The sequence below is a fragment of the Mycetocola sp. CAN_C7 genome (genome assembly GCF_015752285.1).
Taxonomy (GTDB): domain Bacteria; phylum Actinomycetota; class Actinomycetes; order Actinomycetales; family Microbacteriaceae; genus Mycetocola_A.
Genome location: NZ_JADOUY010000001.1, coordinates 522,527 through 547,729, shown reverse-complemented (window position 1 = coordinate 547,729; position 25,203 = coordinate 522,527). Strand labels below are relative to the sequence as shown.

The following is a 25,203-nucleotide window of genomic DNA, read 5'->3' as shown; positions in this document are numbered from 1 at the left end:
TCGCCTAACCCTAGCAGGCTGCCTAAGGGTTGCCTTACCTTACTTCCGGAGAGCGCGGACGCTCGAGGTCTTCCGGCGCCTCGGTCGGTGCCTCGTAGCCGGCAGGGATCTCGGGCGGGGAGGAGCCGTCCCCACCCGTGCGTACGGTGACCGACCTGAGCGCGCCACCGTCCCCGTTCAGATCGACGGTGAGCTCATGGGCTGTGGTGCGCGGGATGCCGTGGATTCGGCGGATGCCGATCGTTCCGCCCTCGGCGACGGTGCGGCCGTCGATACGAACGGTGTGAGACGTAACCCGCTGGCCTGCGCTCAGGTCCTCCTCGAGCTCGAGGTGCTCGAGGGGCACAGATCGGTCCCAGCGCGCCGTCACGTGGTCGCTGTCGACCTCGAGTGTGGTCGCTAGAGGATTCCCGAGCCTCCGGTCGAGTTCGGTGCGGAACCCGACCAGCCGGGCGCCATCCGCTTCGGAAATGCGGCCAGACGTGTCTGGCGGCACGTTGAGAAGAAGATTCGCGCCGAGTCCGACCGACCGGTAGAAGATCCCGAGCAGATGTTCGACGGTTTTCGGCTCGTCGCCGGGACTCCAGAACCATTTGCGCCGCAGTGAGACGTCACACTCCGGCGGGAGGTATGCCTCGGTGGTCAGCGCTGTGGCCGATTCGACGTACTGGTTGTCTGCGGTGCGGTCGACGACGTACCGCACCGGGTCGGTGGCGAGGCCGTCTTCGTTGCCGACCCAGCGGATGGTTGGCTCTCCCATGTTGAAGACCATCGCGCCGGGCTGGGTGGTGCGCACCACGTCCATGAAGCGAGCCCAGTCGTACACGCGCCCTTCTGAACCGGCGCCGTCGAACCACATCTCGACCAGTTCGCCGTACCGGGTGCAGAGTTCGGTGAGCTGGGCGACGTAGACATCGTCGTATGCTGCCGGGTCGTCGTAGCTCGGTGAATGGCGGTCCCAGGGCGAGAGATACAGTCCGAGAGCGAGCCCACGGCGTCGGCAGGCGGCGGCGAGTTCGGCGACGACGTCTCCCTGGCCGTTCTTCCACGGGGCGGATGCCACGGAGTAGTCGGTCGTCGCCGTCGGCCACAGGCAGAAACCGTCGTGGTGCTTGGCGGTGAGCACGACATAGGTCGCACCGAGGCCGGCGGCGACCTCGGCCCACTGATCGGCATCCAGATGCTCCGGGTCGAACAGGTCAGGCGACAGCGTGCCGTCGCTCCACTCGCGATCGGCGAAGGTGTTGAGTCCGAAATGGACGAACATTCCGAGTCCGCGGCGTTGCCAGGCGAGCTGGGCCGGGGTCGGGACCAGGGAACGGGTCATGCCTCTCAGCCTAGAGAGTCCGGCTGGTCGGGATTCAGCCCGGGGACTAGTGGCCGTCGTCGACGAGCTTGAGGCCGATGATGCAGCCGATCAGGCCGACGAGCAGGGCGACCTTGATCCACGAGACGCTCGTGTCACCGGTGATCATCGACCACGCGACGGTGAGAGCAGCGCCGATCCCGACCCAGACGGCATACGCGGTGCCGATCGGGATGTCTCTCATCGCCCAGGCGAGACCGCCCATGCTGAGGATCAGTGCACCGCCGAAAATGACCGATGGCCAGAGTTTGGTGAAACCCTCTGATTTGCCGAGAGCTGTTGCCCAGACGGCTTCGAGGATGCCTGACGTGATGAGGATGACCCATGACATGGTTGCTGTTTCTGGCCAGTCTTGTCGCAGTCCGGGTACTGATCCCTCGTCCGGGGTCGAAGTGAACGACCTGCGTCCACTGTAGCCCGGCAGTGTGTGCACAGCCTGTGCAGAGGGGCCGCCACCGCGAACGGCAGCGGCCCGCCGCCGATCAGCCCGCTGCGATCGCGATCTCGTTCGGTGTTCCGGCGAGTTCGGCCGACGCGGTGATCTCGCCCGTGGCGAGGTCGATGGCGTGGATCGAGTCGGATGCCGGTTCGGTGACGTACGCGACGTTTCCGTGCACCATGAGGGCCGGATGCGCATCCTGCCACTCGATCGGGCTCTCCCAGGGCTCGATCACCGGGTACGAGTCGGTGATCGAGCCGGTGTTCTCATCGAGCACGTGGAGATTACCGTCGCTGCCGAGGAGGTAGATCTCGCCGGCGGGACCGCGCGCGACATCCCGCCAGGTGTAGCTGACACCATCGGGCAGGTCGACAACATCCATCGTCTTTGCTTCGGTGTCGATCAGGGCCAGTTCGGTGAGCAGGTAGCCCTCCGAATCCGGGTTCGAGTTGTAGTCGCCGACCGCGATCGAACTCGAATCGGTGACGTAGGCGTTACCCATTCGGCCGTAGGCATCCGGCGCGGTGATCTTGGTGATCTCGCCGTCGTCGTAGGCGAGCACACCGTCACTGCAGCCGAAGACGACGACCTCGTTGGCCGCCGTGCCTTCACCGTGCACAGACGGGCATTCGTCACTGACGGCGATCTCGTTGCGGTCAGCGTCGAGCACACGGATCCCCGAGCGGCTCTCTTCATTTCCGACCGTGGTCAGCAGGGTGCCGTCCTCCAGTTCGATCGAGACACCGTGGTGCGCCTCAGGCGCCGGAACGACTTCGGTCGTGGGTAGTTCATGTGAGGAGGTGAGCAGGTCGTCTGTGTCGAAGATGGTCGTGTCTCCGGTTCCGTCGGCATAGAGCACCGTCTTTCCACCGTGTTTCACGACGTGACCGGCGGCATCCGCCTCGAAGACCAGGTCGGTCAGCGCGGGATCGGTCACGTAGCTGGTGTCGTCGACGGTCCATGTTCCGGCGTCGAGTACCTGGAACCCGGCCGGAACCGTGACGAGCACATGCCGCCCGTCGCCAGCAGAGTTGACGCGGGTGAAGCCGTCGATCGGCAGGTCGGCGTTCTCTTCGAGCGTGGCTCCGTCGAGTACGAGGATGCCGCCGTCATAGGTCACGGTGACGCGCGGTGTGGGCGCATCGACGGTTGTTCCCTCGGCGGCTGGATCGTTGGAGGTGTCGCTGCCCGCCGACGGCGACGCGCAGGCGGTGGCGAGCATGGCGGTGCCGAGCACGGCGATCGCTGCTCTCTGCAGACGGGAGTGTCGTGGTGTCATGGTTTCTTTCCGTTGTGGGCTCAGGTGAGCCCGGTGACGATGCGGTCGGTATTGACGCGCATCATGGTCAGGTAATCGTCGGCGCCGTCGCCGGGTGCGGTGAGTGATTCCGTGTAGAGCTCGACGACCGAGACGTCGATGCCGGCTTCGTCGGCGAGGACCTGCGCGAGCCTGTCGGGCTGCGACGATTCCGCGAAAATGGTGCGAACCCCGGCCTCTTCGAACGCGCTGACGAGATCGCGCAGATCCGACGCGCTCGGAGCGGCGAGCGTCGTTCCTCCGGGAATGATGGTGCCGATCACGCGGAACCCGAATCGGTCGGCGAGGTAGCCGAAGACGTGGTGGTTGGTGACGAGCGCGCGAGTGTCGTCCGGGATGCCGGCGAAGGCGTCGGTCATCTGCTGGTCGAGTGCGCCGAGCTGGTCGACGTAGCTCGCGGCGTTCTCCGTAATCGCGGCCCCGTCGACCCCGTCGATTCCGGTCACGGCGATCGTGAGCGCGTTCACGACATCGATCATCCGTGCCGGATCGGTCCAGAAATGGGAGTCGGGCATCCCTGCTGCGTCCCCCGCTGAGTAATCGAGTACGTCGATGTGGTCGCCGGCGACGAGTTCGGGCACATCGTCGGCCGCTGCGCTGTCGAGATGCTGCTGCAGACCCTCCTCGAGGCCGAGCCCGTTCGAGACGAGCAGGTCGGCGCCATGCAGGCGCGACGCCTCGCGCGCCGAGATCTCGAACGAATGCGGGTCGGCGTTCGGTTTCATGAGGGTCAGCACCTCGGCCTCGTCACCGACGACGTTCGACACCACATCACCGAGGATGTTCGTCGTCACGACGATCAGCGGGCGGTCGGACACTGCGGGGGCGCACCCGACGACACCGACGATCATCGCTGCGGCGCCGACCGCGGCGATGAGCCTGTTCGTTCGGCCGCTCACCGTCCGGTCCCGGCGAGGAAGCGGGGAACACCGATGGTGGGAAAGCTTCTGGCGATTCGGGCTGAGTCAGCGAAGTCGATCTCGACGAGCAGCTTCTCGGCTGGAGCGTTGAGGTAGGCGCGCTGCTGGTCGGCGACGATCTCGACGGAGGCGAGCAGGTCGGCGTCCTGGATGGTCTGCGGCAGCAGCGGCCCGGTCGTTGCCACGATGCTCCCCGCCGCAGTGAGAACGGTGACGCGTCCGTCGCGGGTCAGGCCGAGCACGTGCCCGTTGTCATCGTCGACGGCGATCACCTGCAGCAGCGGGGCCTCGGTCGGCAGCAGGGTCAGGGTGCGTTCGCGGGTGTCGAGCAGCCAGACGCCACCGTTCCCGGCGAGACCGGCGACGGTGGGACGTCCTTCGCGCGTGGCGAAGGACACAGCGGGCGATACCGTGCCGGACAGCGGCGTGGCCGCGGCGGCATCCGGGTAGGCAATCCGCTCGAACTGGATGCCGTCGTCATCGGTCGCGAGCAGCACGTCGTCTGCACAGGGGTAGGCGACACCCACCGGGGTGGTGATCGGCGGGCCCGCGCCTGCACACGGCGCGACGGCATCCGTCATCTCGACCCCGTCGGCGGTCAGCGCCTGCACGCCCGAGTCGCCAGCTCGGAGGGCGACCGACCCGAGTTGGACAAGTGAACCAGCCTGCGGCGCGCCCTCGAGCCGGAAGCGCTCGCTGAGCTCACCCTCACCGAGGGCGGCACTGTCGAGGAGAATGCTCTCGCCGGAGTCGGCGAAGTGGATGCCGGTTGCCGAGGCGCCCGGGCTGATCGTGGCCGGCCCCGACCCGTCGATCGAGCCGATGATGCGCGGCGATCCGCGGTAGTAGTGGAAGTGGTCCTCGTGGTCCCGGGTCCACATACCGCTGTCGATGACCGTCACCGTGCCGCTGTCTGCGTTGGAGGCGAAGACGAACCGGCCGTCAGTGACGGTGTCTGTCGTGCCGTCGAGAGTGCCGAGTTCGGCCCAATTCTCGTCGAGCAGGTCCATCTGGTCCACGGAGCCGTCGATGTCGATGGTGAGGAGGTGAAGGGGAGGCTCAGCAACCTCCTCGGCACCGGCGACGAAGCCATGGCCATCTCCGATCGAACTCGATGGAGCCGGTGCCGGTGAGGCCCCGGGTGTTGAGCAGGCGCAGAGAACCAGGGTGCTCGACAGGAGGACCGGGATGGCGAGGGAGTTACGACGAAGCACGGAGAACTTTCGGGGACGGGGCGGACGAGGCGGAGGGTGACGATGATGACGGGCGCAGCGCAGTGGCGCTCAGGCCGCGCACTAGCGCAGACAGGGCGGCGATGGCGATCGACGTGGCGGCGATCGACGCGCCGGCGGCGGTACCGGTGTGCCAGGAGAGCAGTAGGCCGGCCGCGACGGCGAATGTTCCGAACGCAGCGGCGAGCAGCATGGTGGATGCGATGCGGCGGGTCCATCGCCCGGCCGCCACAGCCGGGGCGAGCAGCAGTCCGACGACGAGCAGCGACCCGACGGCTTGATACGAGGCGACGACCGCGATCGTCACGAGTCCGATCAGCATCACCTGGGCGAGACCCGGGCGCAGTCCGAGCATCCGCGCCACGCGCTCGTCGAACGACAGTGCGACGAATGGGCGGTGGAATGTGACGGTGATGGCGACGGTCACCCCAAGGGCCAGAAGAAGTGTGCCGACGTCGGACCAGGAGATCGCGAGCACGTCACCGAAGAGGATGGCCGTGGCATCCGTGGCGAAACTGCCGGAGTGCGAGATGAGGATGACACCGAGGGCGAGCATCCCCACGAAGAGGATGCCGATGCTGGTGTCGTGCGAGAGCCTGCCGTGCCGTCGGATGAGACCGATGCCGGCGCTCATCGCGACGGCACTGACGGCGGCCCCGGCCAGAACAGGCACACCGAGGAGGGTGGCGAGAGCGACGCCGGGGAGCATCCCGTGCGCCATCGCTTCGCCGAGGAACGCCATTCCCCGCAGCACGACCCATACGCCGACGACGGCGCAGATGAGGGCGACGAGGATGCCGCCGAGCAGTGCTCGCTGCATGAACTCGGCGGCGAAGGGATCGGTGAGCCAGGACACGGTTCGAAACCCTAGCGTTAAACGATAACGATTATCAATTGCTACAGTGAGGCGGTGCCTTCCACTGATACTCTCGCCACTCTCCGCCAAGCACACGCCGGGTACGACGCCCGATCGATCCTTACCGGCGTCGATCTCGCTGTCGATATCGGCTCACTGACCGTGGTCACCGGCCCGAACGGGAGTGGAAAGTCGACCCTCCTCGGAGTACTTGCCGGGCTGCATCCGCTTGAGAACGGCGAACTGACTCTTGCTCACGGAGTGCGGCGGGCCCTCGTGCCGCAGCGCAGTGCGACCTCGGATGTGCTGCCACTCACGGTTGCGGATGTCGTCGGGATGGGTCGATGGGCGAGCTGGCCGACGGGTTGGCGGCGTCGCGACCGACGGGAAAATCGCTTGATCGTCGCCCGTGCCATCGACGCGGTCGGACTGGTCGGCCTCGAGAGCCGCTCCCTCCATGAGTTGTCTGGCGGTCAACGCCAGAGGGCGTTTGTGGCGCAGGGTCTCGCTCAGCAGGCAGACATTCTCTTGCTCGACGAGCCGGCGGCCGGACTCGACGCTGATGGAGTCGTCCTGCTCGCCGGCTGCATCGCGGCCGAACGCGTCCGTGGTGCCGCCGTTGTGCTCGTGACCCACGACGGCGAGGCGGGGTTCGACGCGACGCAGCACATCCATGTCGCTGCAGGGCTCGCCGAACGGAGCGACCCGTCAGCGGCCAGGCTCTGACCTCCGGCAGCAACGGCGACCGGTGTTCAGAGACCTCCCGAGATGCGGATGTTCGCACCGGTCACGTAGCTCGCCTCGGAAGACAGCAGCCAGGCGACGGCACCGGCGATCTCGTCGGGCTCTCCTGCCCGCCCGAGGGGCACGGTCGGAGCGACTCTCGCCGGGCGGTCCGGGTCGCGGTGGAAGCCGGTCCACACGGTTCCGGGGGAGACGGCATTGACCCGGATTTCGGGAGCCAGTTCCTTCGAGAGGCCGACGGTGAGTGCATCGACCCCGGCTTTCGCCGCGGCGTAATGCACGTAGCTGCCGGGACTGCCGAGTGTGGCAGCGGCGGACGAGATGTTCACGATGGCGCCTCCACCTGATCGGCGCAACGTGCGAGCGGCGTACTTGCAGCAGACCACGACCCCGAAGAGATTCACGTCGAGGTCGCGGCGGATGGCATCGAGGTCGTTCTCGTCGAGCGGGCCGACGGCCGTCGCTGCGCCGGCGTTGTTGACGACTCCGGTCACTGTGCCGAAAGCCTCCGCCTGCGCAAAGAGATCAGCGACGGATGCTTCATCGGTCGTATCGGCCTGCACGCACAGCACGCGTCGTCCGAGTGCGCGGATCTCGTCTGCAGTCGCCCCGACCGAAATGGCATCCGTTCGATAGCCGAGAACGATATCCAGGCCTGCGCGTGCCAGGCGCAGGCTGATCGACCGGCCGATGCCGCGGCCACCGCCGGTGACGACGGCGACATCAGGGTTGCTCATGTGGGCGAGCCTACCTTCGCTCACCGCGATCGTCAGCGTGCGGCCGCCGCCTTGGCCTTCCGACCGAGGGTGACGGCCTGGGCGACCTGGACGAGACCGGCGATGATCAGGGCGATCGCCGAGATCTTGAGCAGGATCACGACGGCAGCAACCGGAATGAAGAAGACGAGAACACCGCCGACGATGCTGGCCAGGGCGTACAGCACGTTGAACCAGCGAGAGCCTGCGGGCGGATCCACGAGTGCGGCCACTCCTTCGAGGACCCAGGCGATTCCGATGGCGAAGGCGAGCACTTCGACGCCGAACACCGGGTTCGCCAGAATATAGATGCCGGCGGCGATGATCAGGATGCCGAGGAGGACGCTGAGGATCCGAAAGCCCGTACTCGATGATTTCGACGCGACTCCGCGCGCGATCCTCGCCACACCGGTGATGAGAAAGTACACGCCGAACAGCCACGCAACGAGCAGGAGCGAGGCGCCCGGCCAGACGAGGATCGAGATCCCGATGATCAGTGCGGCCAGCCCGGCGACCGCGAGGGCCATCCGGATGCCGTTCAGTTGCGCTTTGGTGAACTGTGCCGGTTCGACGGTGAAGGAAAAGGACATGGTGTCTCCCGTTCGTGACGCGCCGGGCGGGCGCTCTGCTTCCACTGTGGAACCGCACCGCCGCGCGCATCGGTTGCTGACGCAGAACTGATCTGCCGCGGCGCAGAATTCGTGACGTCAAATGCTCTTTGCGGCCGCCTTCAGCGCTGCTCGTGCGTCGGCATCGTGTTTTCTGGACTGACGCTCGCGAGCCTTCTTCACGACCTCCGTCTCCCGTCGCTGCGCATCGCGAAGCCTGATCTCGGCTTCACGTCGCGCCTGACGAGCGCGAGTGACCACCTCGTCCCGAGGGAAAGCATCGGTCGCGGGCGGTTCCCATCCGACCGGGTCAGGGGCGGAGCCGTGCCAGTTGTCGATCAGGCGCTCGATGCCATCGAGGGCCCGGCCCAGTCCGAACGTGAACGGGTTGTTGTCTTCATCGGAGAACACGCCGCTACGGAGCGCAGCGAACAGCTGGGGAAAAGCGTCCTCGGTCACGAGATTGCCGAGGATGTGGGCGTCGGCGAGATCGTTGTCATTCGGGGCAACACCGGTTTCGCGGGACCGATCAGCATAGCCGCGCTCGATGAGGGCCTGGAAGCGCGTCTGCCCGGTGACGAGAAGCACAGATGCAACGCGCGAAGACCAGTCGAGGGGTGTGTCGCGCAAGGCAGCGAGACCGGCATCCATCCAGGCCAAATTGTTCGGCGTGTTCGGAATTCCCCGGATCGGCATGTCGAGAAGCCACGGATGTGCGAGGTAGGTCGCCAGGGTCTCTTCGGCGAACGCCGTCAGCCCGTCACGCCACGTGTCTGCCTCGGCGATGCGGCGCGGAGGCAGTCCCGTGCCGCTCTCCTGCATCAAGAGGAGCAGGTCGTCCTTGGCGCTGACGTAACGGTAGAGCGACATCGTGGTGAATCCCAGTGTCGCGGCGACACTCGACATCGACACAGCTGGTAGCCCGCCCTCGTCGGCGAGTGTGACGGCAACATCGACGATTCCCTCGATGCTGAGCTCCCGCTTGGGGCCGCGCTGAGGATTGACCGCAACACCCCACGCGAGCGCGATACCCCGCGGAAGTTCCACTTCGAACGAATCACCGTTCACGCCTGGTCTCCACTTTTCTCTTGACAATTCTGCTTCGGACTGTGTAGACCTTAAACCAAAATATATGACGTAAACAGTTTACGGCATCCACGATTCAAGGATAGGAGTTCGGGATGATCGCGGCAATCGATTTGCGCGGGGTGCGAAAGGCATTCGGCGAGCATCAGGTGCTCGACGGCATCGACCTGTTGGTCGAGGCGGGCACGATCTTCGCGCTGCTCGGTCCCAACGGGGCAGGCAAGACGACACTGATCAACATTCTCTCGACGCTCGTGAGCACAGACTCGGGCTCAGCCGTCGTCGGAGGAGCAGATGTTGTCTCCGACCCCGAATCGGTGCGAGGTTTGATCGGAGTGACGGGGCAGTCCGCAGCCGTCGACCCGGTCCTCACCGGTGACGAGAATCTTCGGATGATGGGGCGTCTCCTCGGCCTGTCCCGACGGGAGGCCGGTGTGAGATCGCGGCAGATCCTCGATCAGCTCGGTCTCAGCGATGCAGCACGCAGACGTGCGGGGGTCTATTCGGGTGGCATGCGGCGCCGTCTCGATCTCGCCCTCAGCCTGATCGTCACTTCACCGATCATCTTTCTCGACGAGCCGACGACCGGTCTGGACGTGCGTAGCCGCCGCGAATTGTGGGACATCATTCGTTCCCTTCGCACAGCGGGGACGACGGTGTTTCTCACCACGCAATATCTCGAGGAGGCCGACGAGCTCGCTGATCGCATCGGGATGCTCTCGGGCGGCCGGATCATTGCCACAGGCACCCCGGCTGATCTCAAGGCACAGACAGGAGTGCAGATGGTTGAGCTCCGTGGCGACAGCGACGTGCTGCTTCGAGAGGTCCCGACCGACGGCAGCCTCCGCGGGTTGCGGCTCGCAATCGACGACCTCGACGCCGAGTTCGATGATGGCGAGGTCACCATCCGGCGACCGAGCCTGGACGACGTCTTCCTCACCCTGACCGGCCCGGCGGACACGCACACCGGCGCAGGCGCACCACGAACGGAACGACCATGACCACCTCGCTCGCCTCACGACCCTCGCTTCCGTTCGCGACCGAAGAGGCGACTTTCATCGCCAGAAGTCTGCGGCACTCGGTCAGGAACATCGACGCACTCATCATGGCTATCGTCCTTCCCCTTCTCCTCATGATCCTCTTCGTCTTTGTTTTCGGTGGAGCAATCGACGAGACCGGTGGATACGTCACCTACGTGGTGCCAGGCATCATCCTGCTCTGCGCTGGCTTCGGTGCCGCGTCGACGGCCGTCGACGTTGCGAACGACATGGAAACCGGGATCATCGACCGATTCCGTACCATGAGAATCCGCAGTTCTGCTGTCCTGACTGGGCACGTCGTCGCGAGCCTCGTCAGAAACCTCATTGCGACGGGCATCGTGATCGCGGCGGCCATCGGCGTCGGGTTCCGTCCCATCGCTGGCCCGGCGGACTGGTTCGCTGCCGTCGCGATCGTCGCCTTGTACATCCTCGCGATCACCTACCTCTTCGCAGCTATCGGGCTCGCGTCCGGATCGCCGGAGGCCGCGAACGGATACGGCTTCATCCTGCTGTTCCTGCCATACGTCTCGAGCGCCTTCGTGCCGGTGGACACCCTGCCGGACTGGCTGCGCGGATTCGCCGACAACCAGCCACTGACGCCGATCATCGAAACAATCCGCGGGTTACTCACCGGAACGGACCTCGAGCACCAGCCGGTGCTTGCGATCGGCTGGTGCGCGGCAATCCTCGTCGCTTCCGTGGCATGGGGCACGGTGATGTTTCGACGCAAAGCAGGTCGGCGGTGACCGTGCGCATTGCCCGTCCTTTCCCAGCCATCCGATCTCTTAACCTTCTCCAGACCGGGTCTTTCCCGATCCTGATCCGGTGCTCAGTGTCAGTGGTCGGACGGAGAATGAAGGCATGGAGGAGCTCCACGAATCACCCGGCGAGGCGTTCGATGACGACGAGATCGAACCTCCGGTCAGTGGGGCGCGAGCAGAGGCGTGCAGCTCGATAGTCGACGAGATCGGGCAGCTTCAACGCGACGTAGCACCAGATACCGGCCGGGCAAGGCGGTTCGGCGTTACCTGCAATATGTCGACGGAACGTGCCGGTTCGAGGGCTGCAACCGGGCGGCCAGGCACTGTGATCTCGACCACACACAAGCCCACCAGTTCGGCGGTCCGACCAAGTGCGACAACCTGTCGCACCTCTGCCAGAAGCATCCTCGACTCAAGCACCAGACGACGTGGAAGGCAGAGCAACGCGGTGCTGGCCCCCTCGAGTGGACCTCTCCAGGAGGGCATACGTACGTCACCCACCCGGAGGTGCTGTTGGCGGTGCCACAGTTGCGGCCGCCGAAGGCGCTGCCTCCGCCCGACTCGCAGCCACCGGAGGGGCTGCAGAAACCGAGTGGCCCACACGATGGTGCTGACCCACCGCCGTTCTCGTCGATCCTGGGTAGCCGACCAATGACCACAGGGCAGAGGCCGCAGCGCTCAGTACACGAACCGCAGCGCCAGAGCGCACCCGATCGTCTGATCCTTGATCTCTGCGTAGTCGAGGACCTCGCCCGTCGACACGTCTTCTCGTGCATTGAAGAGCTCCGTCGCCCGACGAGCCACGAGGGCCGTATCGACCGTCCCGGTGATGTCGACGGCATTGATGCTGAGGTTCATCCCGTACTCGTTGGTTGCTTCCCGGCTGATCCGGGTGATGACCGACAACACTTCCTTGTCGAGTCGAGCCTTGTTCGACGCATCCGATCCACGGGCGAGAACGAGCACCTGCGCAGGCTGGGCGAGAAGCGGCAGCAGTCCGTGCAACGTGCTCGTGAGCGATCCGGCCAATTCCTTACGTGACGCCCGTCCCGACAGCTCGGCGGCGTCGATCATCAGAACGACACCAGTGGCCTGCGTGTCACAGAGCGAGTCGGCACACTGCGAGATCTCGGTCGATCGCACCATGTCGACTCCGTGATCGACGAGATCTGCGACGACAGCGTCGAAGGTGTCACCGTCGTGGCCGAGCACAAGAATGCGGGTCGGAGTGTCCGCGTAGCGCGATGCCAGTTTCACGGCGGGGCCGTGAGCATGTGTTGCCTTCATGAGGCTCCCATCAGAACGACGTTCGATGTCGGTGCGCGGTGGGGCAGGTGGATTCCCGCCGACCGAACGTTCCGGCAAACGAAGTCGAGCATACACATGTGAGGCGTGAACGCGTGGAGGCCGACAGAACTCTCTCAGGATGCTCGACGTCGGGGACCATAGGATCACTGCCGACGGATGAAACCTGGGAGGCCGACCGTGAAATGCCCGAATGACTCAGCAACCCTCGTGATGAGCGAACGCAGCGGCGTCGAGATCGACTACTGCCCGGAGTGCCGCGGCGTCTGGCTCGACCGTGGAGAACTCGACAAGATCATCGATCGGGCCGAGTCCGATCTGGACGCAGCGCGACCGGCAGCACCTGCTGCTCCCGCCGCTCCGCCTGCGTCGGCCCCGCCGGCCCCGTGGGGTGTGCGATCACCACAGTACGGAGCGCAGCCGGACGATGGCTACCGCAACAACGGCTACGGCGACCGCGAGCGCAGCTACGACAACCGCGACGGGTACCGCCGCAAGAAGAAGGAAAGCTGGCTCAGCGACCTCTTCGATTGACCGGCAGCCGTCTACGCCGGGTCAGCGGCTTCGGCCGCTGTGGCGTCGGCGATCGACTTTCGCACCTCGTCCATGTCGAGGCCCTTCACCGCGGTGATGACCTGATCGAGCTGGGGCGGGCTGAGCGCACCCGGCTGGGAGAACACGAGGATCTGGTCGCGGAACACCATCAGTGTCGGGATTGATGTGATCCCGGCCGCCGCGGAGAGTTGCTGTTCGGCCTCAGTGTCGACCTTGCCGAAGGTGATGTCCTGATGTGTCTCGGATGCCGTCTGGAACGTCGGCGCGAACGCCCGGCACGGGCCGCACCACGCCGCCCAGAAGTCGACGAAGAGGATGTTGTGATCGTCCACGGCGGAGTTGAACGAGTCCGTCGTCAGGTCGATGGTTGCCATGGGGTTCCTTTCGGGAATGTGGCGATGAGGGTCAGGCGAGCGTGAGGAAGAGCTTCTCGAGTTCGTCGACGGTGATGGGGTCTGAGCTCTCACCGGTGGCGCTGATGCACTCCTTCATCGCGGTAGACACGATCGTGAAGCCCGCGCGGTCGAGAGCCTTGGAGACCGCGGCGAGCTGAATGACCACGTCGCGGCATTCCGCACCGGTTTCGACCGAGGTGATCACCGACGCGAGCTGGCCCTGGGCGCGGCGCAGTCGGTTCAGCACTTTTCGCTGGCTTTCCGTCTTCGAATCGGTGGCGATCTGCTCCGGAATGACGGGAGATGACATGAGGGATCCTTCTGCGATGGGGTTCAGGGAATGGTAACGGCAGCCGAGAGAACGCGCGAGGGCTCAGCGGCTCCGGCCAGCCAGGTTCGGCACCCGCCGTCGAGGTTACGGACGTCGAATCCCAGCTGGCTGAGGAGCCGCGCGGCGGTGTGCCCGCGCTGCCCGACCTGGCAGTGCACGATCAGTGGCGCATCGGCAAGCTCATCTCGGCGCTCGCGAATCTCGTCGAGAGGCAGGTTGACGGCGCCGGGAATGGCACCGCGCGAGAATTCGCTCTCGGTACGGACGTCGACGAGAACGGCACCGCTCTCGAGAGCGTCGGATAATTCGTGCCACTGGATGCTGCGCGTCGCGCCCGTCGCCAGGTTGTCGGCCACATATCCCGCCATGTTGATCGGGTCCTTTGCTGAACCGTACTGGGGAGCGTATGCGAGTTCGAGGCGGGAGAGGGCCGATGCGGTGATGCCTCCGGCCATAGCGGTCGCGAGGACATCGATACGTTTGTCGACCCCGGCGCCTCCGACGATCTGTGCGCCGAGAAGGGCATCCGTCTCTGAATCGATCAGGAGCTTCATCGCCATCTGCTCGGCACCCGGGTAATAGCCGGCGTGGGAGGACGGGTGGGTGTGGACGACCCTGTGGGGTCGTCCGGCCGCGACAAGTCTGCTCTCACTCCAGCCGATCATGGCGACGGTGAGGTCGAAAATACCGACGATGGCGGTGCCGAACGACGGAACAGTCGGGTCGGTGCTGCCACAGATCGCGTCGGCGGCTGTGCGCCCGTGTCGGTTCGCGAGGCCGGCCATCGTGACGAGTGTCGCCGACGCATCGAGGGCATCCGTCTTCTCCACGGCATCGCCGACGGCATAGATCGACGCGTCGCTCGTGCGCTGGAAGTCGTCGACGACGATCCCTCCTGTTGCGCCGATCGTGAGGCCGGCATCCGCGGCGAGACGCGTGTCAGGTCGAACTCCTCGCGCATCGATCACCAGATCGGCCTCGAGAACGCTCCCGTCGTCGAGGTGCACCGTGCCGTCACGGATGTCGCTGACCGTCGCATGCACGCGCACATCCACCCCGGAGGCGGTGAGGGCATCGAGCACCGGACGAGCCATTTCCGGGTCGAGCGGTGAGAGAGGATGAGGGCCCCGCTGTACCAGCGTCGTCGTCACGCCCCGGGCGACGAGGTTCTCGACGGCTTCCAGTCCGATGAACCCGGCACCGGCGACGACGGCACGGGCATCCGTCCCGACCGCGTCGAGAACGGCGGTGATGGCATCGACGTCGTCGATGGTTCGCAGCGTCCGCACCGGAACCCCGCCTCCGACCAGCGAGTCCCTGACGGTCGCGCCGGCGGCGAGGATGAGGATGTCGTAGAACTCTGACCGGATTGCGCCGCCGGCCCGAACCTGGACGGTCTTGCCCTGACGGTCGATGCTGAGTACCTCGGAACGGGTGTGCACGTCCAGGTTGAATCGTGCGCGGAGGGACTCTGGCGTCTGAAGGAGCAGGCTGTCGCGATTCTCGATGGCACCACCGACGTAGTACGGCAGGCCACAGTTGGCGAAGGACACGTATTGCCCTCGTTCGAACACGACGATCTCCGCAGACTCGTCAAGACGACGGAGGCGGGTTGCCGCTGACATTCCGCCGGCGACACCGCCGACGATCACCACTTTTTGAGGACGACCGGTCATCGCGACTTACCGGCCGGAGAAGATGCGGGAGAAGAAGCCGCCACGACTCGGTTCCTGTTCGTGACCCTGGCACCGGTCGCTGCGGGAGACCCCGCGCATCACCTCGTCGACATGCTGGCCACAGCCTGCCCATGTCGTCTTTCCGCAGGTCTTGCAGGTGACAGCTCTGCACATTCGATCTCGTCCTTTCCTCGGCGGCGGGATACCCCAGGGGGTATCCCGCATTCAACGCTACAATACCCCAGGGGGTATCGCAAGCGGGATGGCGGCCACACAACTTCCGCACGCGCCGGATTTCTGAAACACTGCTGTCACCGCAGATTCGCGGCGGGAAGGCGAGCGCCTCCCGCAGAGATGGGGACCCATGCCGAACCCGAACGTGATCATCGTCGGAGTCGTCGACGGCCAGCCCCGCATCGTGCTCGAGCAGGCCGTCGAGTTCGCCCGGCGTTTCGACGCCATGCTCCTCTGCGCGTCGGTCGACCCGAGCCGCTACCTCGTCGAACGGTTTTCAGACGGGCTGTTCACGTCGATGCCGATCGACCCCGAGATCCAGGACCTGCGGGTCGAGAAGTTCGATGAGCATTTGCGCAAGCAGATCGCAACCGTCCTGGAACCAGCCGGTGTGCCCTGGAGCGTCCATCCCCTCGTCGGCGACCCGAGCTCTGAATTGATCGCGCTGGCTGACAGGGTGGATGCCATTCTGCTCGTTGTCGGAACCCGCTCACCCGGATTCCGTGGCACGCTCCAGGAGTTCTTCAACGGCTCGGTCGCGGCCCACCTCGCTCACCGGCAGCACCGGCCCGTCATCGTGATACCTCACCCGGCGTCCTCTGCTTCGAAGCCGTTGCCGTGGGAGGGGAGCGAGTGAGGCCACCGCATCTGCAGCCGACGCTCATTGCGATCGTCATCGTGGGCGGAGCATTCGGTACGGCCGCGCGTGAGGCACTGAGTCTCTCGATCGCGTCGATCGGCTCGTTCCCGTTGGCCATCTTTCTCATCAATGTGGTCGGGTCGTTCGCGCTCGGACTGCTGCTCGAGGGTCTGGTTCGATCCGGGGCCGACACCGGGCGCCGGCGCAACGTCCGCTTGCTCGCCGGCACCGGTTTCCTCGGCGGCTTCACCACCTACAGCGCACTCGCCACCGACACCGACCTGCTCCTGCGCGCCGGCGACATCGGAATCGGCATCCTCTACGCGGTCGGCACTCTTCTCGTCGGCCTCGTAGCCGCGTGGGCGGGGATCGTCATCGCGGCATCCACTCACCGACGAAGGAACAACCCGGGAGTCGGCGCATGACACCGCTCGTGTTTCTCGCCCTGGCACTCGCCGGCGGGCTCGGTGCAGGCAGCCGATTCGTGCTCGACGGACTGATCCGGTCGAGAGTGACGTCGTCGTACCCGCTCGCGACCCTGGTCATCAATATCACCGGGTCGTTCCTGCTTGGTCTCGCCACCGGGCTGACCCTCTCGGCGACCCTGGCTCCCGAGGTACAGCTCATCGTCGGTGCGGGGTTCCTCGGCGGCTACACGACCTTCAGCACCGCCAGCGTCGAATCGGTTCGCCTCGTGCGCGAGGGACGCTACGGTGTCGCACTCGTCAGCAGTGTCGGGATGCTCGTCGGCGCGGTGATCGCCAGCGCCGCTGGTCTTCTCCTCGGTGGCCTGTGATGACCTCAGGCCGGGTCGGTGTGCGCCGCGACGTAACGGCTTTCGGCAGCAAGACGGCGACCGGCAAGTCCGGCCAGGATCGAGCCGAGTCCTCCGGCGACGAGATCACCGATGGTGTCGTTGTAGCCGACGAAGATGGTCTCGTCGATGTACGTGTGGCCGAGCCACTCCGCGATCTCCCAGATCACCCCGGCGGCCAGACCGAATGACGTCGTCAGCGCGACGATGGCGCCGAGTGACACCCGGGTCGTTGTGGGATCAGGAATCACCTCGAGCCTCACCGCGAGAATGTACAGCGCGGCAGCGACGAGGCCGTTGAGAGCGAAGTGGACGACGAAGTCCCAGTAGGGAATGGCGTTGTACAGGTCGAGCAACGCACTCCACGCCGCGACGAGCACCGTGATGCCCAGGGCGATGTCGAGACCGGGACGGATGCCGAGGAATCTCGGAACGACCAGCCCGAGGAGTGCCAGAGCGAACACGGCGACGTCGAGGAGAGGCCACCCGATGAGGGCGACGGCGATGCAGAGGACCCCGACCAGGCGAACGGCATCCGCCGTCAGTTCTGCCGCGCCGCGGGGACGCCGCAGGAAGGTCTCGATCATCTCTTCAGAGTAGCGCCGGCGGTTCAGTTCGGCGGGGTGATCTGGCCGTTGAGTGCGATGCCGCCGTCGAAGGACACTGCGCGTCCGCTGAGCTTCACGCCGCGAAGTGAGACCTCTCCCGAGACCAGGAGATTGCCGACGGCGGTCGTGTCCGGCGATGTGGTGGTCAGTGTTCCGAGCGTGGCAGTCGTGCCGACGATCCAGTGAACGTTGGCGGCTTGCGCGCCGTTCGCCAGGATGACCCGTGCCCTCTGGGCCATCGTGAATGTCGTCGTCGTGCGGAACACGAACCGCGCGCTGGAGTCGCCCTGAGCATCGAGCGTCAGGGTGCCTCCGACCGCGAATGCCCCGCTCGTCGAGGTGTAGACCCCTCCGGTCAGCGTTCCGCCGAGGGCGGCGGTCAGCGTGCGTGTGACCGGGCGTTCCATCAGGGCGGTGCGCAGAGCTCGGGCGGCGGTCATGGCGGCCTTCGCCGACTGGTCGTTGAGATGGATGGCATCGACATCCCTGGAATTGAAACCCGAGACGTTGGTGCCTGGGGTTGTTCCAACGAAGCCGTCGATGCTCGACTGGTTGAACAGAAAGTTGGTGTCGCGGACCGACGTGGCTGCCAGTGCGCCGTACTGGCTCAGTCCGCCGACCGTGATTGCCTGGTAAGACTTCGCCGACCATGACGCAGGCGTTCGCGTACCTCCGGTGAATGCTGCATCGACCGGTGGGCGGGGAACGGCAATCGTGAGGGCGAGGAGGCCGACGAGTGCGGCCGCCCCGACAGCCGATCTGATAGCGGGCGAGGACCGATCTGCACCGGCATCTGTCGGAGCGTCCGATTCCCGTTTCTCGCGGTGCCGCATCGACGGAAGTGCGAGGGCGATTGCCCCTGCGGTGACGCCGAGCCACAGTACGAGGGGGAGAAGCTCGGAGCGTTGTAGCCACAGTCCCGGCAGACCAACGTACGGCACGAGGAGCCGAGCCTGTCCGGTGATGTCTTCGCGGGTGATCGACCAGGGATCGTGGGCGGGATTCGCGTCTCCGGCCGTGATGACCGAGTTGTCTTCTTCGACTGTCACCACACGGTGGACGACCGTACGGTCGTCCACCGTGAACGTGACGACGCCTCCGATGGGTACCGGTGACGAGTCCGGCAAATCGGATGCCGATACAACATCGCCTGTGGAGATGTGTGGTGCCATCGATTCCGACTGTACGACGGACGTCGTCCAACCGAAGAGGCTCGGAAGCAGGGCGACTGCGCCCAGGGTTGCCAGTGCGATCAGGTAAGCCCTCGAGGCCGACATCGCGAGAAGACGCGCCCAGCCATCGCCCGGTACGGCGTGACTTGGCTTTCGCGATGTCGGCATGGTGCTCTCAGAGGGCGTCAGTTCGCGGCGATCAGTTGGATCGGAATTCCCACACGACGTCGGCAGAGAGCGAAGACCCCTGAAGAGCGTCGATCTGCTGCTGGGTCAGTCCCGTTGTATCGAATGTCCAGGTGCCGCGGTACGTGCGCGACTCACCTGAGGCCGTGCCGGCCGTGTCCCAGGGGTGACCACCGGTTGCGTAGTCATGACGCGCAGCAGCGACTGTTGAGATCGGTGCCGCGGGTTCGGCGGTGCCGCTCGGAACGAAGCCGGTGCAGTCGTTGAACGAGCCTCCCGTTCCCGCCTCGAGCTTGAAGGTGATGCGCTCACCGAGTGCGGCGCCGCTGGTTGCCAGGTTCGTCACGTAGGAGCGCACCTGACCAGGGACCGATGCGGTGGAGGTCACGACGATGCACTTGGACCCGGTACTTCCTGGGACGAGGTTGGTGGCCGAGAAGGCCGCGGCACCCTTGTCGTCATCAGTCAGCGACACGGCACCGGCCGACCACGAGTTGCCAGCGCTCCGGGTCGTCGCGGTGAACGCCGCGTGTGAGGACTGCCAAATCAGGCCGCCGGCGATGAGGATCGCGAGCGGAGCAGCACCGAAGCCGAGAACGGCGCGGGCCCGGGAAGATGGCTTCTTCATGGTTCTTCCTTCCGCAGGCCGTGGATAGAGGACGGCCCGCCGACGGGCTCAGGTGAGCACGTAGTCAAGTAGTACGACCATAAAGCTACTTTGGAGTTGAGAAGCTTACAAACTAAGCATTCCCCCCAGATATGGGGGCATACCTTGGTGGAAAAGTAGACGAGCCATCAAGTAAATTGATGTCGGGGGGCACCCGACAAACAGGAAGATGCCCGACATGGAGATGACAGAGGAGATCGACGAGTCGTCGGTCCCATCGCGACCCGCAAGACGAACCGACGCCGCGGCACAGCTCGAGCCATCGGACGGCAAACTCCAACCCGCGGAGTGGCGGGCGATGATTCAGGAAAACTCTCTCGACCCGATCGACGCCCTCTTGCGTGCTTTCCAGCTTTTGCAAGCACAGAGTGCGCATGTGTCGTCGGTCGTCGCATCGAGCATCGGTATCGGATCAACCGACCTGCGCGCCCTCCTGTTCATCGCGAGCGGTTCCGGGGTCACACCCAAGAAGACCGGCGACTTCCTCGATCTGTCGTCCGGCGCCATCACGAATCTTGTCGACCGGATGGTAGCCGCCGATCTCGTACTGCGGGCACCACACCCGAACGACCGGCGCAGTCTTGTGCTGGAGCTCGCTCCTGCCGGTGTAGACGCTGTCAACAGGGTGCTCGATTTCTACCGGAAAGCGTTTGTTGCCTCGGTGTCGCACGACCAGGTTTCCGCGGTCGCGGCGACGTTCTCCGCAATCGGCGAGTCCCTCGAGAAGGCTGCCGGCCTGCAGCTGGGCCCTGACCCGGCCTGATCCGGACGTCAGAAACGCAGACGAGCCTGCACAGGCTCGTGGTCAGACGGAGCAGCACCGTCGAACCGGGCCGTATTGATACCGATCTCCTCGACGGAGGCGGAGTCGGTGACGAGCATCCAGTCGATCCGCTTTCCGCCGACTTTCGGTTTGCGATATCCCGAGTACGTGCCCCAGGCCGGGGTGAGGCGCCGACGCGCGACCGCCCAAGCATCCCGCAGCGGTCCCGCGGTGAGGAGGCGGTACGGGAGGGAGCGGACGCCCGAGTTCATGTCGCCGAGAACGATCGCCGGTGTTCCGAGCCCCTCGACGAGGTCGTTGACCATCCCGGCCGATCGGGCGCGCGACGTGCGTGACAGGTGATCGAAGTGCGTGTTGAAGACCGAGAAACGGATGCCGGTGGCCAGGTCGGTGAAATCGGCGGACACCACGATGCGCGGCAGCATGTTGCCCCAGCTGCGTGAACCGGCGATCGCCGGACTGTCGGAGAGCGAACGCTGGGTCCAGTCGTTGAGTTCGAGCCTCGCGCTGTCGTAAAAGAGGGTGCACTGCTCACCGTCGCCATCGGCGTTTCGGCCACGCCCGACCCGGGCGTATCCCGGACCGAGCAGATGCGTGAGGAAGTCGACTTGGTCAGGCAGACCCTCCTGAATTCCGAGGATCGTCGGTTTCTCGCGGGTGAGCAGGATGCGGAGCAACGGCCGCCGTCTGGCCCACTGGTCGGGGCTTCGACGCGGAACATGTGCCATGCGCCGCCGGATGTTGTAGGTCATCACGTGCAGATCGGGGGCGTCGACCGGGCCGATCATGGCGGCATCCGTCATCTGACCAGCGTAGGGGGTGCCACTCGTCCGGATCTCGGAACGCGCCGCGACCACCTGGCTCTGCTCACTCGCGGCGGGCACGAGAGGTGACGGCGATGTAGGCCAGTGCTCCGACAGCGAGCCACGGCCCTGCGACGAGGATCGGGTCCATCCAGTGGTGCTTGACGTCTGCCCGTTTGGTTCCGAAGCGCGATGAGTATCCGTGGCGCGTGAGTTCGCTGAGGATCCCGGTCTCGGTCACGGGGTTGTCTGGATGCATGCTCGCGAGTGAACGCAGGTGACTTTCGATCGCATCGACGCGGTCGGATGCCAACAGGATGAGCCAGTGCGCGGCGCGCGCCTCGCTGTACCTGCGGTACGCGAACTTTCGCATGGCCCCGGACAAACCACGCGGGGGTGTCGATGTCCCGAAGACCGGAGTGAGGAATTTGTGCTCGATGGAGCGCTCGCGCGGCCATTTCTCGGGCTGTCGTTCAGGGAAGTCCCAGTGTGCCCCGGTGGCCCCGGGGTCGAACCGCTCCCGGGGAACGGAGGGGCGGTCCTTGGGATCGAGGTCGGCGCCCCAACCCGGGATGCGGGCCCGGAGCTTCTCGCTGGATTCGCGGCGTTCCGGTCCATCTGCGGTGTACGGCATTCTCGCTCCGTCTCCTAGGCGTGCTCGCTCGGCACGATGAGCGGCTTGATGCAGTCATCGAGTTTGGCCGAGAAGATGTGGTAGCCCTCGGCGATGTGCTCAAGGGGGATGCGGTGGGTGATGATGTCGCTCGGCTTGAGGTAGCCGTTCCGGATGTGCTCGAACAGGCGCGGCCACTGTCTTTTGGCCGGGGCCTGGTTCATCCGCAGCGTGAGCCCTTTGTTCATCGCGTCGCCGAACTTCACAGCGCTGAACATCGGCCCGTACGCACCGACGACCGAGACCGTGCCGCCTTTGCGGACCGAGTCGATCGCCCAGTTCAGAGCGACAGGGGAGCCGCCCTGCAGTTTGAGCTTGGCAGCGGTGATGTGCTGGGTGAGATTGCCGTCGGCCTCTGCGCCGACGGCATCGATAACGACATCTGCACCGAGCCAGTCCGTCGCCTTCTTCATCGTGACCACGATGTCGTCGTGCTCTGCGAAGTTGTAGGTCTCGGCGTGGGCGAAATCGCGGGCCTTGGCCAGGCGGTACTCGAGGTGATCGATGACGATGACCCGCCCGGCACCCATCAGCCAGGCGGACTTCGCGGCGAACAAGCCGACAGGTCCGGCACCGAAGACGACGACGGTGTCGCCCTCGACGATGTCGCCGAGCTGGGCTCCGAAGTATCCGGTCGCGAGGGCATCCGTGCACATCAGGGCGTCTTCGTCATCCAGCCACTCCGGAATCAGGGAGGGCCCCACGTCGGCAAACGGTACGCGAACGTACTCGGCCTGACCACCGTCGTATCCGCCGCAGGTGTGGGAGTAGCCGTAGATCCCGCCGACAGCCGTCGCGTTCGGGTTGACGTTGTGGCAGTTGGAGTAGAGGCCGCGTACGCAGAAGTAGCAGGACCCGCAGTACACGTTGAAGGGAACCATCACCCGGTCGCCCGGCTTGAGGTTCTGAACCGACGATCCGACCGACTCCACGACACCGATGAACTCGTGCCCGAAGGTCATGCCGACGCGGGTGTCGGGCATCATGCCGTGATACAGGTGCAGGTCCGAGCCACAGATCGCCGCGAGCGTGACCCGGATGATTGCATCGTTCGGATGCTCGATCGGCGGGATGTCCTTCTCTTCGACGCGGACCTTGTACGGCCCGCGGTACACCATCGCCCTCATGTGGGCCTCCCTCGTTTGTACCGGACGCCTTAGCGTCCCGCCACCGACAAGATTCGCCAAGGGGGTTGTGGCGCCAACCGCCCTCCGCTTATACGGTAGGCGGATGGGCAGCATCTGGATTGGGACATCCGGCTGGAGCTACGACCACTGGGAGCACGTGTTGTATCCGGAGGGGCTGCAGCGGTGGCACCGACTGGCGTACTACGTTGCCCGTTTCAGCACCGTAGAACTCAACGCGAGCTTCTATCGCTGGCCGAAGACGACGTCGTTCGCCAGCTGGCGCAAGCGACTGCCGCCGGGGTTCCGGCTCACCGTCAAAGCACCGCGCGGACTCACCCATGGCAAGAAGCTCTACGGACCCGAGGCGTGGATCGACCGCATCGCGGCCGGCTGGCATGAGCTGGGCGACAAGCGTGCGGTGCTCCTGGTTCAGCTGCCGCCGGCCATGACGCGCGACGACGCCCGGCTCGACTACTTTCTCGGGCGGCTCCCGGACTGGATCCCCGTCGCCGTCGAGTTCCGTCATGAGAGCTGGCACTGCGATGACGTGTTCCGGCTGCTCGAAGCCCACGGCGCCGCCTATTGCGTGATGAGCGGTGCCCACCTGCCCTGCATTCTCCGGGTGACGGCGCCCTTCGCGTATGTGCGGATGCACGGTCCGGACACCGAGCATCTCTATGGAGGGTCGTATTCCGAGAACGATCTGCGGTGGTGGGCGGATCGCATCCGCGAGTGGCGCGATGGCGGGACGGATGTCTACGTCTACTTCAATAACGACGGTGGAGGCAATGCCGTGCGGAACGCCCAGACACTGGGCACAATGGTGGCCTGACGAGAGGAGTGGATGATGACGACGTTCTCGGTGGGGGACCACGTGCGCTGGAATTCCGACGTCGGTCACGTGCGCGGAAAGATCACGAAGGTTCACACGAAGGATGTGGAGTTCATGGGTCGCACGCGACGATGCAGCCCGGATGATCCGCAGTACGAGGTGCAGAGCGACAAGACCGATGCGGTGGCGATGCACAAGGGCGACGCGTTGTCGAAGGTGTGACCCTCATCCTCCCGGCCCGGTGAATGACAGCGACGGCCAAGGGCAGCGACGCCCAACATAACGACGATCGCCGAGCCGACGATGCTGAGCAAACGTTGCTCGCGCGGCCGCGCCCGCCCGCCGACGCGGGTCCCGCTAGGCTGACGGCATGAGTCGATTCGGACCCCTCGAAGCCCGGGCCGGATCCCTTGTTCTCGGCGACGCCTGCGGTCATCATGCCGAGTTGGCGGCATCCGCTCTGCTCGTCCGGCTGGTGAGGGACCCGGCATCCCGATCACTGGTCGATGATCCGGAGCGCGTTGTGAAGCCGCTCACATCAGGACGATGACGTTCCCTGACGACGAACAGATGATCTCAGGCATCCGGCGGGTTCTCGACGGTGCCGTCGCGAGTTTGAGCGCAGCGGGCGCGCGCGACGAGGCGCTCGCCGAGTACGTGCCGGAGCGCCGGGTGTTCGGTGTGCCACGGAAGCCCGTGCTCCGACCGCTCGGGCGGGTGTGGCGGCTCGGGGTCTTTCTGCTCGGTGCCGATGGCACGTTGTACGAGACCGGACTGACCACGCGCGCCCTCGAGGCCGGCCGTCCCGCCTACCAGTCGGCGTCGGCCGAACAGCGTCGTGCGTATCGGGCGGCAGCGACCCGGGGGCGTTTCCCTCACGGAGAGACGGTCAACTTCGATGCCGTCCGCGTGGAGCTCGACTCCATCCGTATGGCGGGCGGGCGGTTGTTCGTCGACGGAGACCAGGCTCGGGTGCGGTGGAACCCGACGGCGGAACCCGTCGACTTCGCTTCGTACCTCACCGACCGGGTCGAGCTGCTGGCCGAGCCGCCCGCCGGGGCGTGACGGGTGCTGCTCGCACCGTGGGTCGCACGCATATCAGGAGCTCGCATGCATAACAGGGTGCTGTCGGCGGTTCGCCATCGGCTTGGGAGAAGGAGAACGTCGCGAGAAAAGGATGGTTGTGCCGGGTTGGTCCTTCTCTGGTGCCGATCTCCTTCTGTCGGGCCGCAGTGCTAGCCGACTGACATCCGGTGGGCGAGCGTCCTCGTCGAGG

Annotated in this window: 31 protein-coding genes and 1 riboswitch; of the genes, 12 read left to right on the top strand and 19 right to left on the bottom strand. The window is 65.5% G+C overall.

The window, feature by feature from the left end; all coding sequences use genetic code 11:
- Window positions 1–34 precede the first annotated feature (34 nt).
- The 6 genes from IWX78_RS02600 to aztB all read right to left on the bottom strand — a co-directional run bounded on the left by IWX78_RS02600 (window position 35) and on the right by aztB (window position 6,131).
- Window positions 35–1,327, bottom strand: a complete 1,293-nt coding sequence (locus IWX78_RS02600) for an alpha-L-fucosidase (protein WP_196831815.1) — start codon at window positions 1,325–1,327, stop codon at window positions 35–37.
- A gap of 46 nt (window positions 1,328–1,373) precedes the next feature.
- Window positions 1,374–1,697 carry a DMT family transporter gene (locus tag IWX78_RS02595; protein WP_196831814.1) on the bottom strand — a complete coding sequence of 108 codons (324 nt, stop codon included), beginning with the start codon at window positions 1,695–1,697 and terminating at the stop codon, window positions 1,374–1,376.
- Between the two features lie 10 nt (window positions 1,698–1,707).
- Window positions 1,708–1,772: riboswitch (guanidine-III (ykkC-III) riboswitch) on the bottom strand.
- Between the two features lie 76 nt (window positions 1,773–1,848).
- Window positions 1,849–3,084: a zinc metallochaperone AztD gene (gene aztD / locus IWX78_RS02590; protein WP_196831813.1), complete on the bottom strand. Its 1,236-nt coding sequence runs from the start codon at window positions 3,082–3,084 to the stop codon at window positions 1,849–1,851.
- A 20-nt stretch (window positions 3,085–3,104) separates the two neighbouring features.
- The gene (gene aztC, locus IWX78_RS02585; protein WP_196832102.1) at window positions 3,105–3,974 is read right to left on the bottom strand and encodes a zinc ABC transporter substrate-binding protein AztC; all 870 of its coding nucleotides are present in this window, start codon (window positions 3,972–3,974) and stop codon (window positions 3,105–3,107) included.
- A 44-nt stretch (window positions 3,975–4,018) separates the two neighbouring features.
- Window positions 4,019–5,257 carry an ABC transporter gene (locus IWX78_RS02580; RefSeq protein WP_334684514.1) on the bottom strand — a complete coding sequence of 413 codons (1,239 nt, stop codon included), beginning with the start codon at window positions 5,255–5,257 and terminating at the stop codon, window positions 4,019–4,021.
- Window positions 5,244–6,131: a zinc ABC transporter permease AztB gene (gene aztB / locus IWX78_RS02575; protein ID WP_196831812.1), complete on the bottom strand. Its 888-nt coding sequence runs from the start codon at window positions 6,129–6,131 to the stop codon at window positions 5,244–5,246. The genes IWX78_RS02580 and aztB overlap by 14 nt, the downstream gene beginning before the upstream one ends.
- 54 nt (window positions 6,132–6,185) lie before the next feature.
- Between aztB and IWX78_RS02570 the strand changes: the two genes are divergently transcribed.
- The gene (locus tag IWX78_RS02570) at window positions 6,186–6,857 is read left to right on the top strand and encodes an ATP-binding cassette domain-containing protein (RefSeq protein ID WP_196831811.1); all 672 of its coding nucleotides are present in this window, start codon (window positions 6,186–6,188) and stop codon (window positions 6,855–6,857) included.
- 26 nt (window positions 6,858–6,883) lie between these two features.
- Here IWX78_RS02570 and IWX78_RS02565 read toward each other — a convergent pair whose 3' ends face one another.
- The 3 genes from IWX78_RS02565 to IWX78_RS02555 form a co-directional block, all read right to left on the bottom strand.
- Entirely contained in the window at window positions 6,884–7,612 is a 729-nt protein-coding gene (locus tag IWX78_RS02565) for an SDR family NAD(P)-dependent oxidoreductase (RefSeq protein ID WP_196831810.1), read from the bottom strand.
- Window positions 7,613–7,644: 32 nt separating this feature from the next.
- Entirely contained in the window at window positions 7,645–8,220 is a 576-nt protein-coding gene (locus IWX78_RS02560) for an HdeD family acid-resistance protein (RefSeq protein WP_196831809.1), read from the bottom strand.
- Between the two features lie 117 nt (window positions 8,221–8,337).
- Window positions 8,338–9,306, bottom strand: a complete 969-nt coding sequence (locus IWX78_RS02555) for a TetR/AcrR family transcriptional regulator (RefSeq protein WP_196831808.1) — start codon at window positions 9,304–9,306, stop codon at window positions 8,338–8,340.
- Window positions 9,307–9,419: 113 nt separating this feature from the next.
- Between IWX78_RS02555 and IWX78_RS02550 the strand changes: the two genes are divergently transcribed.
- Window positions 9,420–10,325 carry an ATP-binding cassette domain-containing protein gene (locus IWX78_RS02550; RefSeq protein ID WP_196831807.1) on the top strand — a complete coding sequence of 302 codons (906 nt, stop codon included), beginning with the start codon at window positions 9,420–9,422 and terminating at the stop codon, window positions 10,323–10,325.
- Window positions 10,322–11,110: an ABC transporter permease gene (locus IWX78_RS02545; protein WP_196831806.1), complete on the top strand. Its 789-nt coding sequence runs from the start codon at window positions 10,322–10,324 to the stop codon at window positions 11,108–11,110. Before IWX78_RS02550 ends, IWX78_RS02545 begins: the two co-directional genes overlap by 4 nt.
- Window positions 11,111–11,803: 693 nt before the next feature.
- Here the strand turns inward: IWX78_RS02545 and IWX78_RS02540 are convergent.
- The gene (locus tag IWX78_RS02540; protein WP_196831805.1) at window positions 11,804–12,412 is read right to left on the bottom strand and encodes a hypothetical protein; all 609 of its coding nucleotides are present in this window, start codon (window positions 12,410–12,412) and stop codon (window positions 11,804–11,806) included.
- Between the two features lie 198 nt (window positions 12,413–12,610).
- Between IWX78_RS02540 and IWX78_RS02535 the strand changes: the two genes are divergently transcribed.
- The gene (locus tag IWX78_RS02535) at window positions 12,611–12,964 is read left to right on the top strand and encodes a TFIIB-type zinc ribbon-containing protein (RefSeq protein WP_196831804.1); all 354 of its coding nucleotides are present in this window, start codon (window positions 12,611–12,613) and stop codon (window positions 12,962–12,964) included.
- An 11-nt stretch (window positions 12,965–12,975) separates the two neighbouring features.
- On the opposite strand, the gene IWX78_RS02530 is transcribed toward IWX78_RS02535, so the two are convergent.
- The 3 genes from IWX78_RS02530 to IWX78_RS02520 are packed head-to-tail and all read right to left on the bottom strand — an operon-like array spanning window position 12,976 to window position 15,387.
- The gene (locus IWX78_RS02530) at window positions 12,976–13,359 is read right to left on the bottom strand and encodes a thioredoxin family protein (RefSeq protein ID WP_196831803.1); all 384 of its coding nucleotides are present in this window, start codon (window positions 13,357–13,359) and stop codon (window positions 12,976–12,978) included.
- Between the two features lie 31 nt (window positions 13,360–13,390).
- Window positions 13,391–13,690 (bottom strand): metal-sensitive transcriptional regulator, encoded by a 300-nt coding sequence (locus tag IWX78_RS02525; RefSeq protein ID WP_196831802.1) that lies wholly within the window; start codon window positions 13,688–13,690, stop codon window positions 13,391–13,393.
- A gap of 23 nt (window positions 13,691–13,713) precedes the next feature.
- Window positions 13,714–15,387, bottom strand: coding sequence for an FAD-dependent oxidoreductase (locus IWX78_RS02520; RefSeq protein ID WP_196831801.1), 1,674 nt, complete (start codon window positions 15,385–15,387; stop codon window positions 13,714–13,716).
- Window positions 15,388–15,751: 364 nt separating this feature from the next.
- Between IWX78_RS02520 and IWX78_RS02515 the strand changes: the two genes are divergently transcribed.
- Genes IWX78_RS02515 through crcB form a run of 3 tightly spaced genes read left to right on the top strand, consistent with a single transcriptional unit; the run spans window position 15,752 to window position 17,057 of the window.
- On the top strand, window positions 15,752–16,258 hold the full coding sequence (locus IWX78_RS02515) for a universal stress protein (protein ID WP_196831800.1): 507 nt from the start codon (window positions 15,752–15,754) through the stop codon (window positions 16,256–16,258).
- Window positions 16,255–16,686, top strand: a complete 432-nt coding sequence (locus tag IWX78_RS02510) for a fluoride efflux transporter FluC (RefSeq protein ID WP_334684513.1) — start codon at window positions 16,255–16,257, stop codon at window positions 16,684–16,686. The genes IWX78_RS02515 and IWX78_RS02510 overlap by 4 nt, the downstream gene beginning before the upstream one ends.
- Window positions 16,683–17,057 carry a fluoride efflux transporter CrcB gene (crcB, locus tag IWX78_RS02505; RefSeq protein ID WP_196831798.1) on the top strand — a complete coding sequence of 125 codons (375 nt, stop codon included), beginning with the start codon at window positions 16,683–16,685 and terminating at the stop codon, window positions 17,055–17,057. The genes IWX78_RS02510 and crcB overlap by 4 nt, the downstream gene beginning before the upstream one ends.
- Before the next feature lie 5 nt (window positions 17,058–17,062).
- Here crcB and IWX78_RS02500 read toward each other — a convergent pair whose 3' ends face one another.
- The 3 genes from IWX78_RS02500 to IWX78_RS02490 all read right to left on the bottom strand — a co-directional run bounded on the left by IWX78_RS02500 (window position 17,063) and on the right by IWX78_RS02490 (window position 19,669).
- Window positions 17,063–17,662: a hypothetical protein gene (locus IWX78_RS02500; protein WP_196831797.1), complete on the bottom strand. Its 600-nt coding sequence runs from the start codon at window positions 17,660–17,662 to the stop codon at window positions 17,063–17,065.
- Window positions 17,663–17,685: 23 nt separating this feature from the next.
- Window positions 17,686–18,960 (bottom strand): signal peptidase I, encoded by a 1,275-nt coding sequence (locus tag IWX78_RS02495; protein WP_334684535.1) that lies wholly within the window; start codon window positions 18,958–18,960, stop codon window positions 17,686–17,688.
- Between the two features lie 94 nt (window positions 18,961–19,054).
- Window positions 19,055–19,669, bottom strand: a complete 615-nt coding sequence (locus IWX78_RS02490) for a hypothetical protein (RefSeq protein ID WP_196831795.1) — start codon at window positions 19,667–19,669, stop codon at window positions 19,055–19,057.
- Window positions 19,670–19,886: 217 nt separating this feature from the next.
- Between IWX78_RS02490 and IWX78_RS02485 the strand changes: the two genes are divergently transcribed.
- Window positions 19,887–20,471 carry a MarR family winged helix-turn-helix transcriptional regulator gene (locus tag IWX78_RS02485; RefSeq protein WP_196831794.1) on the top strand — a complete coding sequence of 195 codons (585 nt, stop codon included), beginning with the start codon at window positions 19,887–19,889 and terminating at the stop codon, window positions 20,469–20,471.
- Window positions 20,472–20,479: 8 nt separating this feature from the next.
- On the opposite strand, the gene IWX78_RS02480 is transcribed toward IWX78_RS02485, so the two are convergent.
- From IWX78_RS02480 to IWX78_RS02470, 3 genes are all read right to left on the bottom strand, one after another.
- Window positions 20,480–21,295 carry an endonuclease/exonuclease/phosphatase family protein gene (locus IWX78_RS02480; RefSeq protein WP_196831793.1) on the bottom strand — a complete coding sequence of 272 codons (816 nt, stop codon included), beginning with the start codon at window positions 21,293–21,295 and terminating at the stop codon, window positions 20,480–20,482.
- 64 nt (window positions 21,296–21,359) lie between these two features.
- On the bottom strand, window positions 21,360–21,929 hold the full coding sequence (locus IWX78_RS02475; protein WP_196831792.1) for a hypothetical protein: 570 nt from the start codon (window positions 21,927–21,929) through the stop codon (window positions 21,360–21,362).
- 14 nt (window positions 21,930–21,943) lie between these two features.
- On the bottom strand, window positions 21,944–23,095 hold the full coding sequence (locus IWX78_RS02470) for a zinc-dependent alcohol dehydrogenase (RefSeq protein WP_196831791.1): 1,152 nt from the start codon (window positions 23,093–23,095) through the stop codon (window positions 21,944–21,946).
- A 103-nt stretch (window positions 23,096–23,198) separates the two neighbouring features.
- On the opposite strand from IWX78_RS02470, the gene IWX78_RS02465 reads away from it, so the two are divergent.
- From IWX78_RS02465 to IWX78_RS02450, 4 genes are all read left to right on the top strand, one after another.
- Window positions 23,199–23,927, top strand: a complete 729-nt coding sequence (locus IWX78_RS02465; RefSeq protein WP_196831790.1) for a DUF72 domain-containing protein — start codon at window positions 23,199–23,201, stop codon at window positions 23,925–23,927.
- 12 nt (window positions 23,928–23,939) lie between these two features.
- Window positions 23,940–24,149 (top strand): DUF2945 domain-containing protein, encoded by a 210-nt coding sequence (locus IWX78_RS02460; RefSeq protein ID WP_196831789.1) that lies wholly within the window; start codon window positions 23,940–23,942, stop codon window positions 24,147–24,149.
- A gap of 148 nt (window positions 24,150–24,297) precedes the next feature.
- Window positions 24,298–24,477: a hypothetical protein gene (locus IWX78_RS02455; RefSeq protein WP_196831788.1), complete on the top strand. Its 180-nt coding sequence runs from the start codon at window positions 24,298–24,300 to the stop codon at window positions 24,475–24,477.
- The gene (locus IWX78_RS02450) at window positions 24,474–24,992 is read left to right on the top strand and encodes a hypothetical protein (protein ID WP_196831787.1); all 519 of its coding nucleotides are present in this window, start codon (window positions 24,474–24,476) and stop codon (window positions 24,990–24,992) included. The genes IWX78_RS02455 and IWX78_RS02450 overlap by 4 nt, the downstream gene beginning before the upstream one ends.
- Window positions 24,993–25,203 lie beyond the last annotated feature (211 nt).

Excerpts from the sequence above, each read along its gene's own strand:
- IWX78_RS02600 (WP_196831815.1), bottom strand. The coding sequence starts at position 1,327 with ATGACCCGTTCCCTGGTCCCGACCCCGGCCCAGCTCGCCTGGCAACGC.
- IWX78_RS02595 (WP_196831814.1), bottom strand. The coding sequence starts at position 1,697 with ATGTCATGGGTCATCCTCATCACGTCAGGCATCCTCGAAGCCGTCTGG.
- aztD (WP_196831813.1), bottom strand. The coding sequence starts at position 3,084 with ATGACACCACGACACTCCCGTCTGCAGAGAGCAGCGATCGCCGTGCTC.
- aztC (WP_196832102.1), bottom strand. The coding sequence starts at position 3,974 with ATGATCGTCGGTGTCGTCGGGTGCGCCCCCGCAGTGTCCGACCGCCCG.
- IWX78_RS02565 (WP_196831810.1), bottom strand. The coding sequence starts at position 7,612 with ATGAGCAACCCTGATGTCGCCGTCGTCACCGGCGGTGGCCGCGGCATC.
- IWX78_RS02560 (WP_196831809.1), bottom strand. The coding sequence starts at position 8,220 with ATGTCCTTTTCCTTCACCGTCGAACCGGCACAGTTCACCAAAGCGCAA.
- IWX78_RS02550 (WP_196831807.1), top strand. The coding sequence starts at position 9,420 with ATGATCGCGGCAATCGATTTGCGCGGGGTGCGAAAGGCATTCGGCGAG.
- IWX78_RS02545 (WP_196831806.1), top strand. The coding sequence starts at position 10,322 with ATGACCACCTCGCTCGCCTCACGACCCTCGCTTCCGTTCGCGACCGAA.
- IWX78_RS02540 (WP_196831805.1), bottom strand. The coding sequence starts at position 12,412 with ATGAAGGCAACACATGCTCACGGCCCCGCCGTGAAACTGGCATCGCGC.
- IWX78_RS02530 (WP_196831803.1), bottom strand. The coding sequence starts at position 13,359 with ATGGCAACCATCGACCTGACGACGGACTCGTTCAACTCCGCCGTGGAC.
- IWX78_RS02525 (WP_196831802.1), bottom strand. The coding sequence starts at position 13,690 with ATGTCATCTCCCGTCATTCCGGAGCAGATCGCCACCGATTCGAAGACG.
- IWX78_RS02520 (WP_196831801.1), bottom strand. The coding sequence starts at position 15,387 with ATGACCGGTCGTCCTCAAAAAGTGGTGATCGTCGGCGGTGTCGCCGGC.
- IWX78_RS02515 (WP_196831800.1), top strand. The coding sequence starts at position 15,752 with ATGCCGAACCCGAACGTGATCATCGTCGGAGTCGTCGACGGCCAGCCC.
- crcB (WP_196831798.1), top strand. The coding sequence starts at position 16,683 with ATGACACCGCTCGTGTTTCTCGCCCTGGCACTCGCCGGCGGGCTCGGT.
- IWX78_RS02500 (WP_196831797.1), bottom strand. The coding sequence starts at position 17,662 with ATGATCGAGACCTTCCTGCGGCGTCCCCGCGGCGCGGCAGAACTGACG.
- IWX78_RS02495 (WP_334684535.1), bottom strand. The coding sequence starts at position 18,960 with ATGTCGGCCTCGAGGGCTTACCTGATCGCACTGGCAACCCTGGGCGCA.
- IWX78_RS02490 (WP_196831795.1), bottom strand. The coding sequence starts at position 19,669 with ATGAAGAAGCCATCTTCCCGGGCCCGCGCCGTTCTCGGCTTCGGTGCT.
- IWX78_RS02485 (WP_196831794.1), top strand. The coding sequence starts at position 19,887 with ATGGAGATGACAGAGGAGATCGACGAGTCGTCGGTCCCATCGCGACCC.
- IWX78_RS02480 (WP_196831793.1), bottom strand. The coding sequence starts at position 21,295 with ATGACGGATGCCGCCATGATCGGCCCGGTCGACGCCCCCGATCTGCAC.
- IWX78_RS02475 (WP_196831792.1), bottom strand. The coding sequence starts at position 21,929 with ATGCCGTACACCGCAGATGGACCGGAACGCCGCGAATCCAGCGAGAAG.
- IWX78_RS02470 (WP_196831791.1), bottom strand. The coding sequence starts at position 23,095 with ATGAGGGCGATGGTGTACCGCGGGCCGTACAAGGTCCGCGTCGAAGAG.
- IWX78_RS02465 (WP_196831790.1), top strand. The coding sequence starts at position 23,199 with ATGGGCAGCATCTGGATTGGGACATCCGGCTGGAGCTACGACCACTGG.
- IWX78_RS02460 (WP_196831789.1), top strand. The coding sequence starts at position 23,940 with ATGATGACGACGTTCTCGGTGGGGGACCACGTGCGCTGGAATTCCGAC.
- IWX78_RS02455 (WP_196831788.1), top strand. The coding sequence starts at position 24,298 with ATGAGTCGATTCGGACCCCTCGAAGCCCGGGCCGGATCCCTTGTTCTC.
- IWX78_RS02450 (WP_196831787.1), top strand. The coding sequence starts at position 24,474 with ATGACGTTCCCTGACGACGAACAGATGATCTCAGGCATCCGGCGGGTT.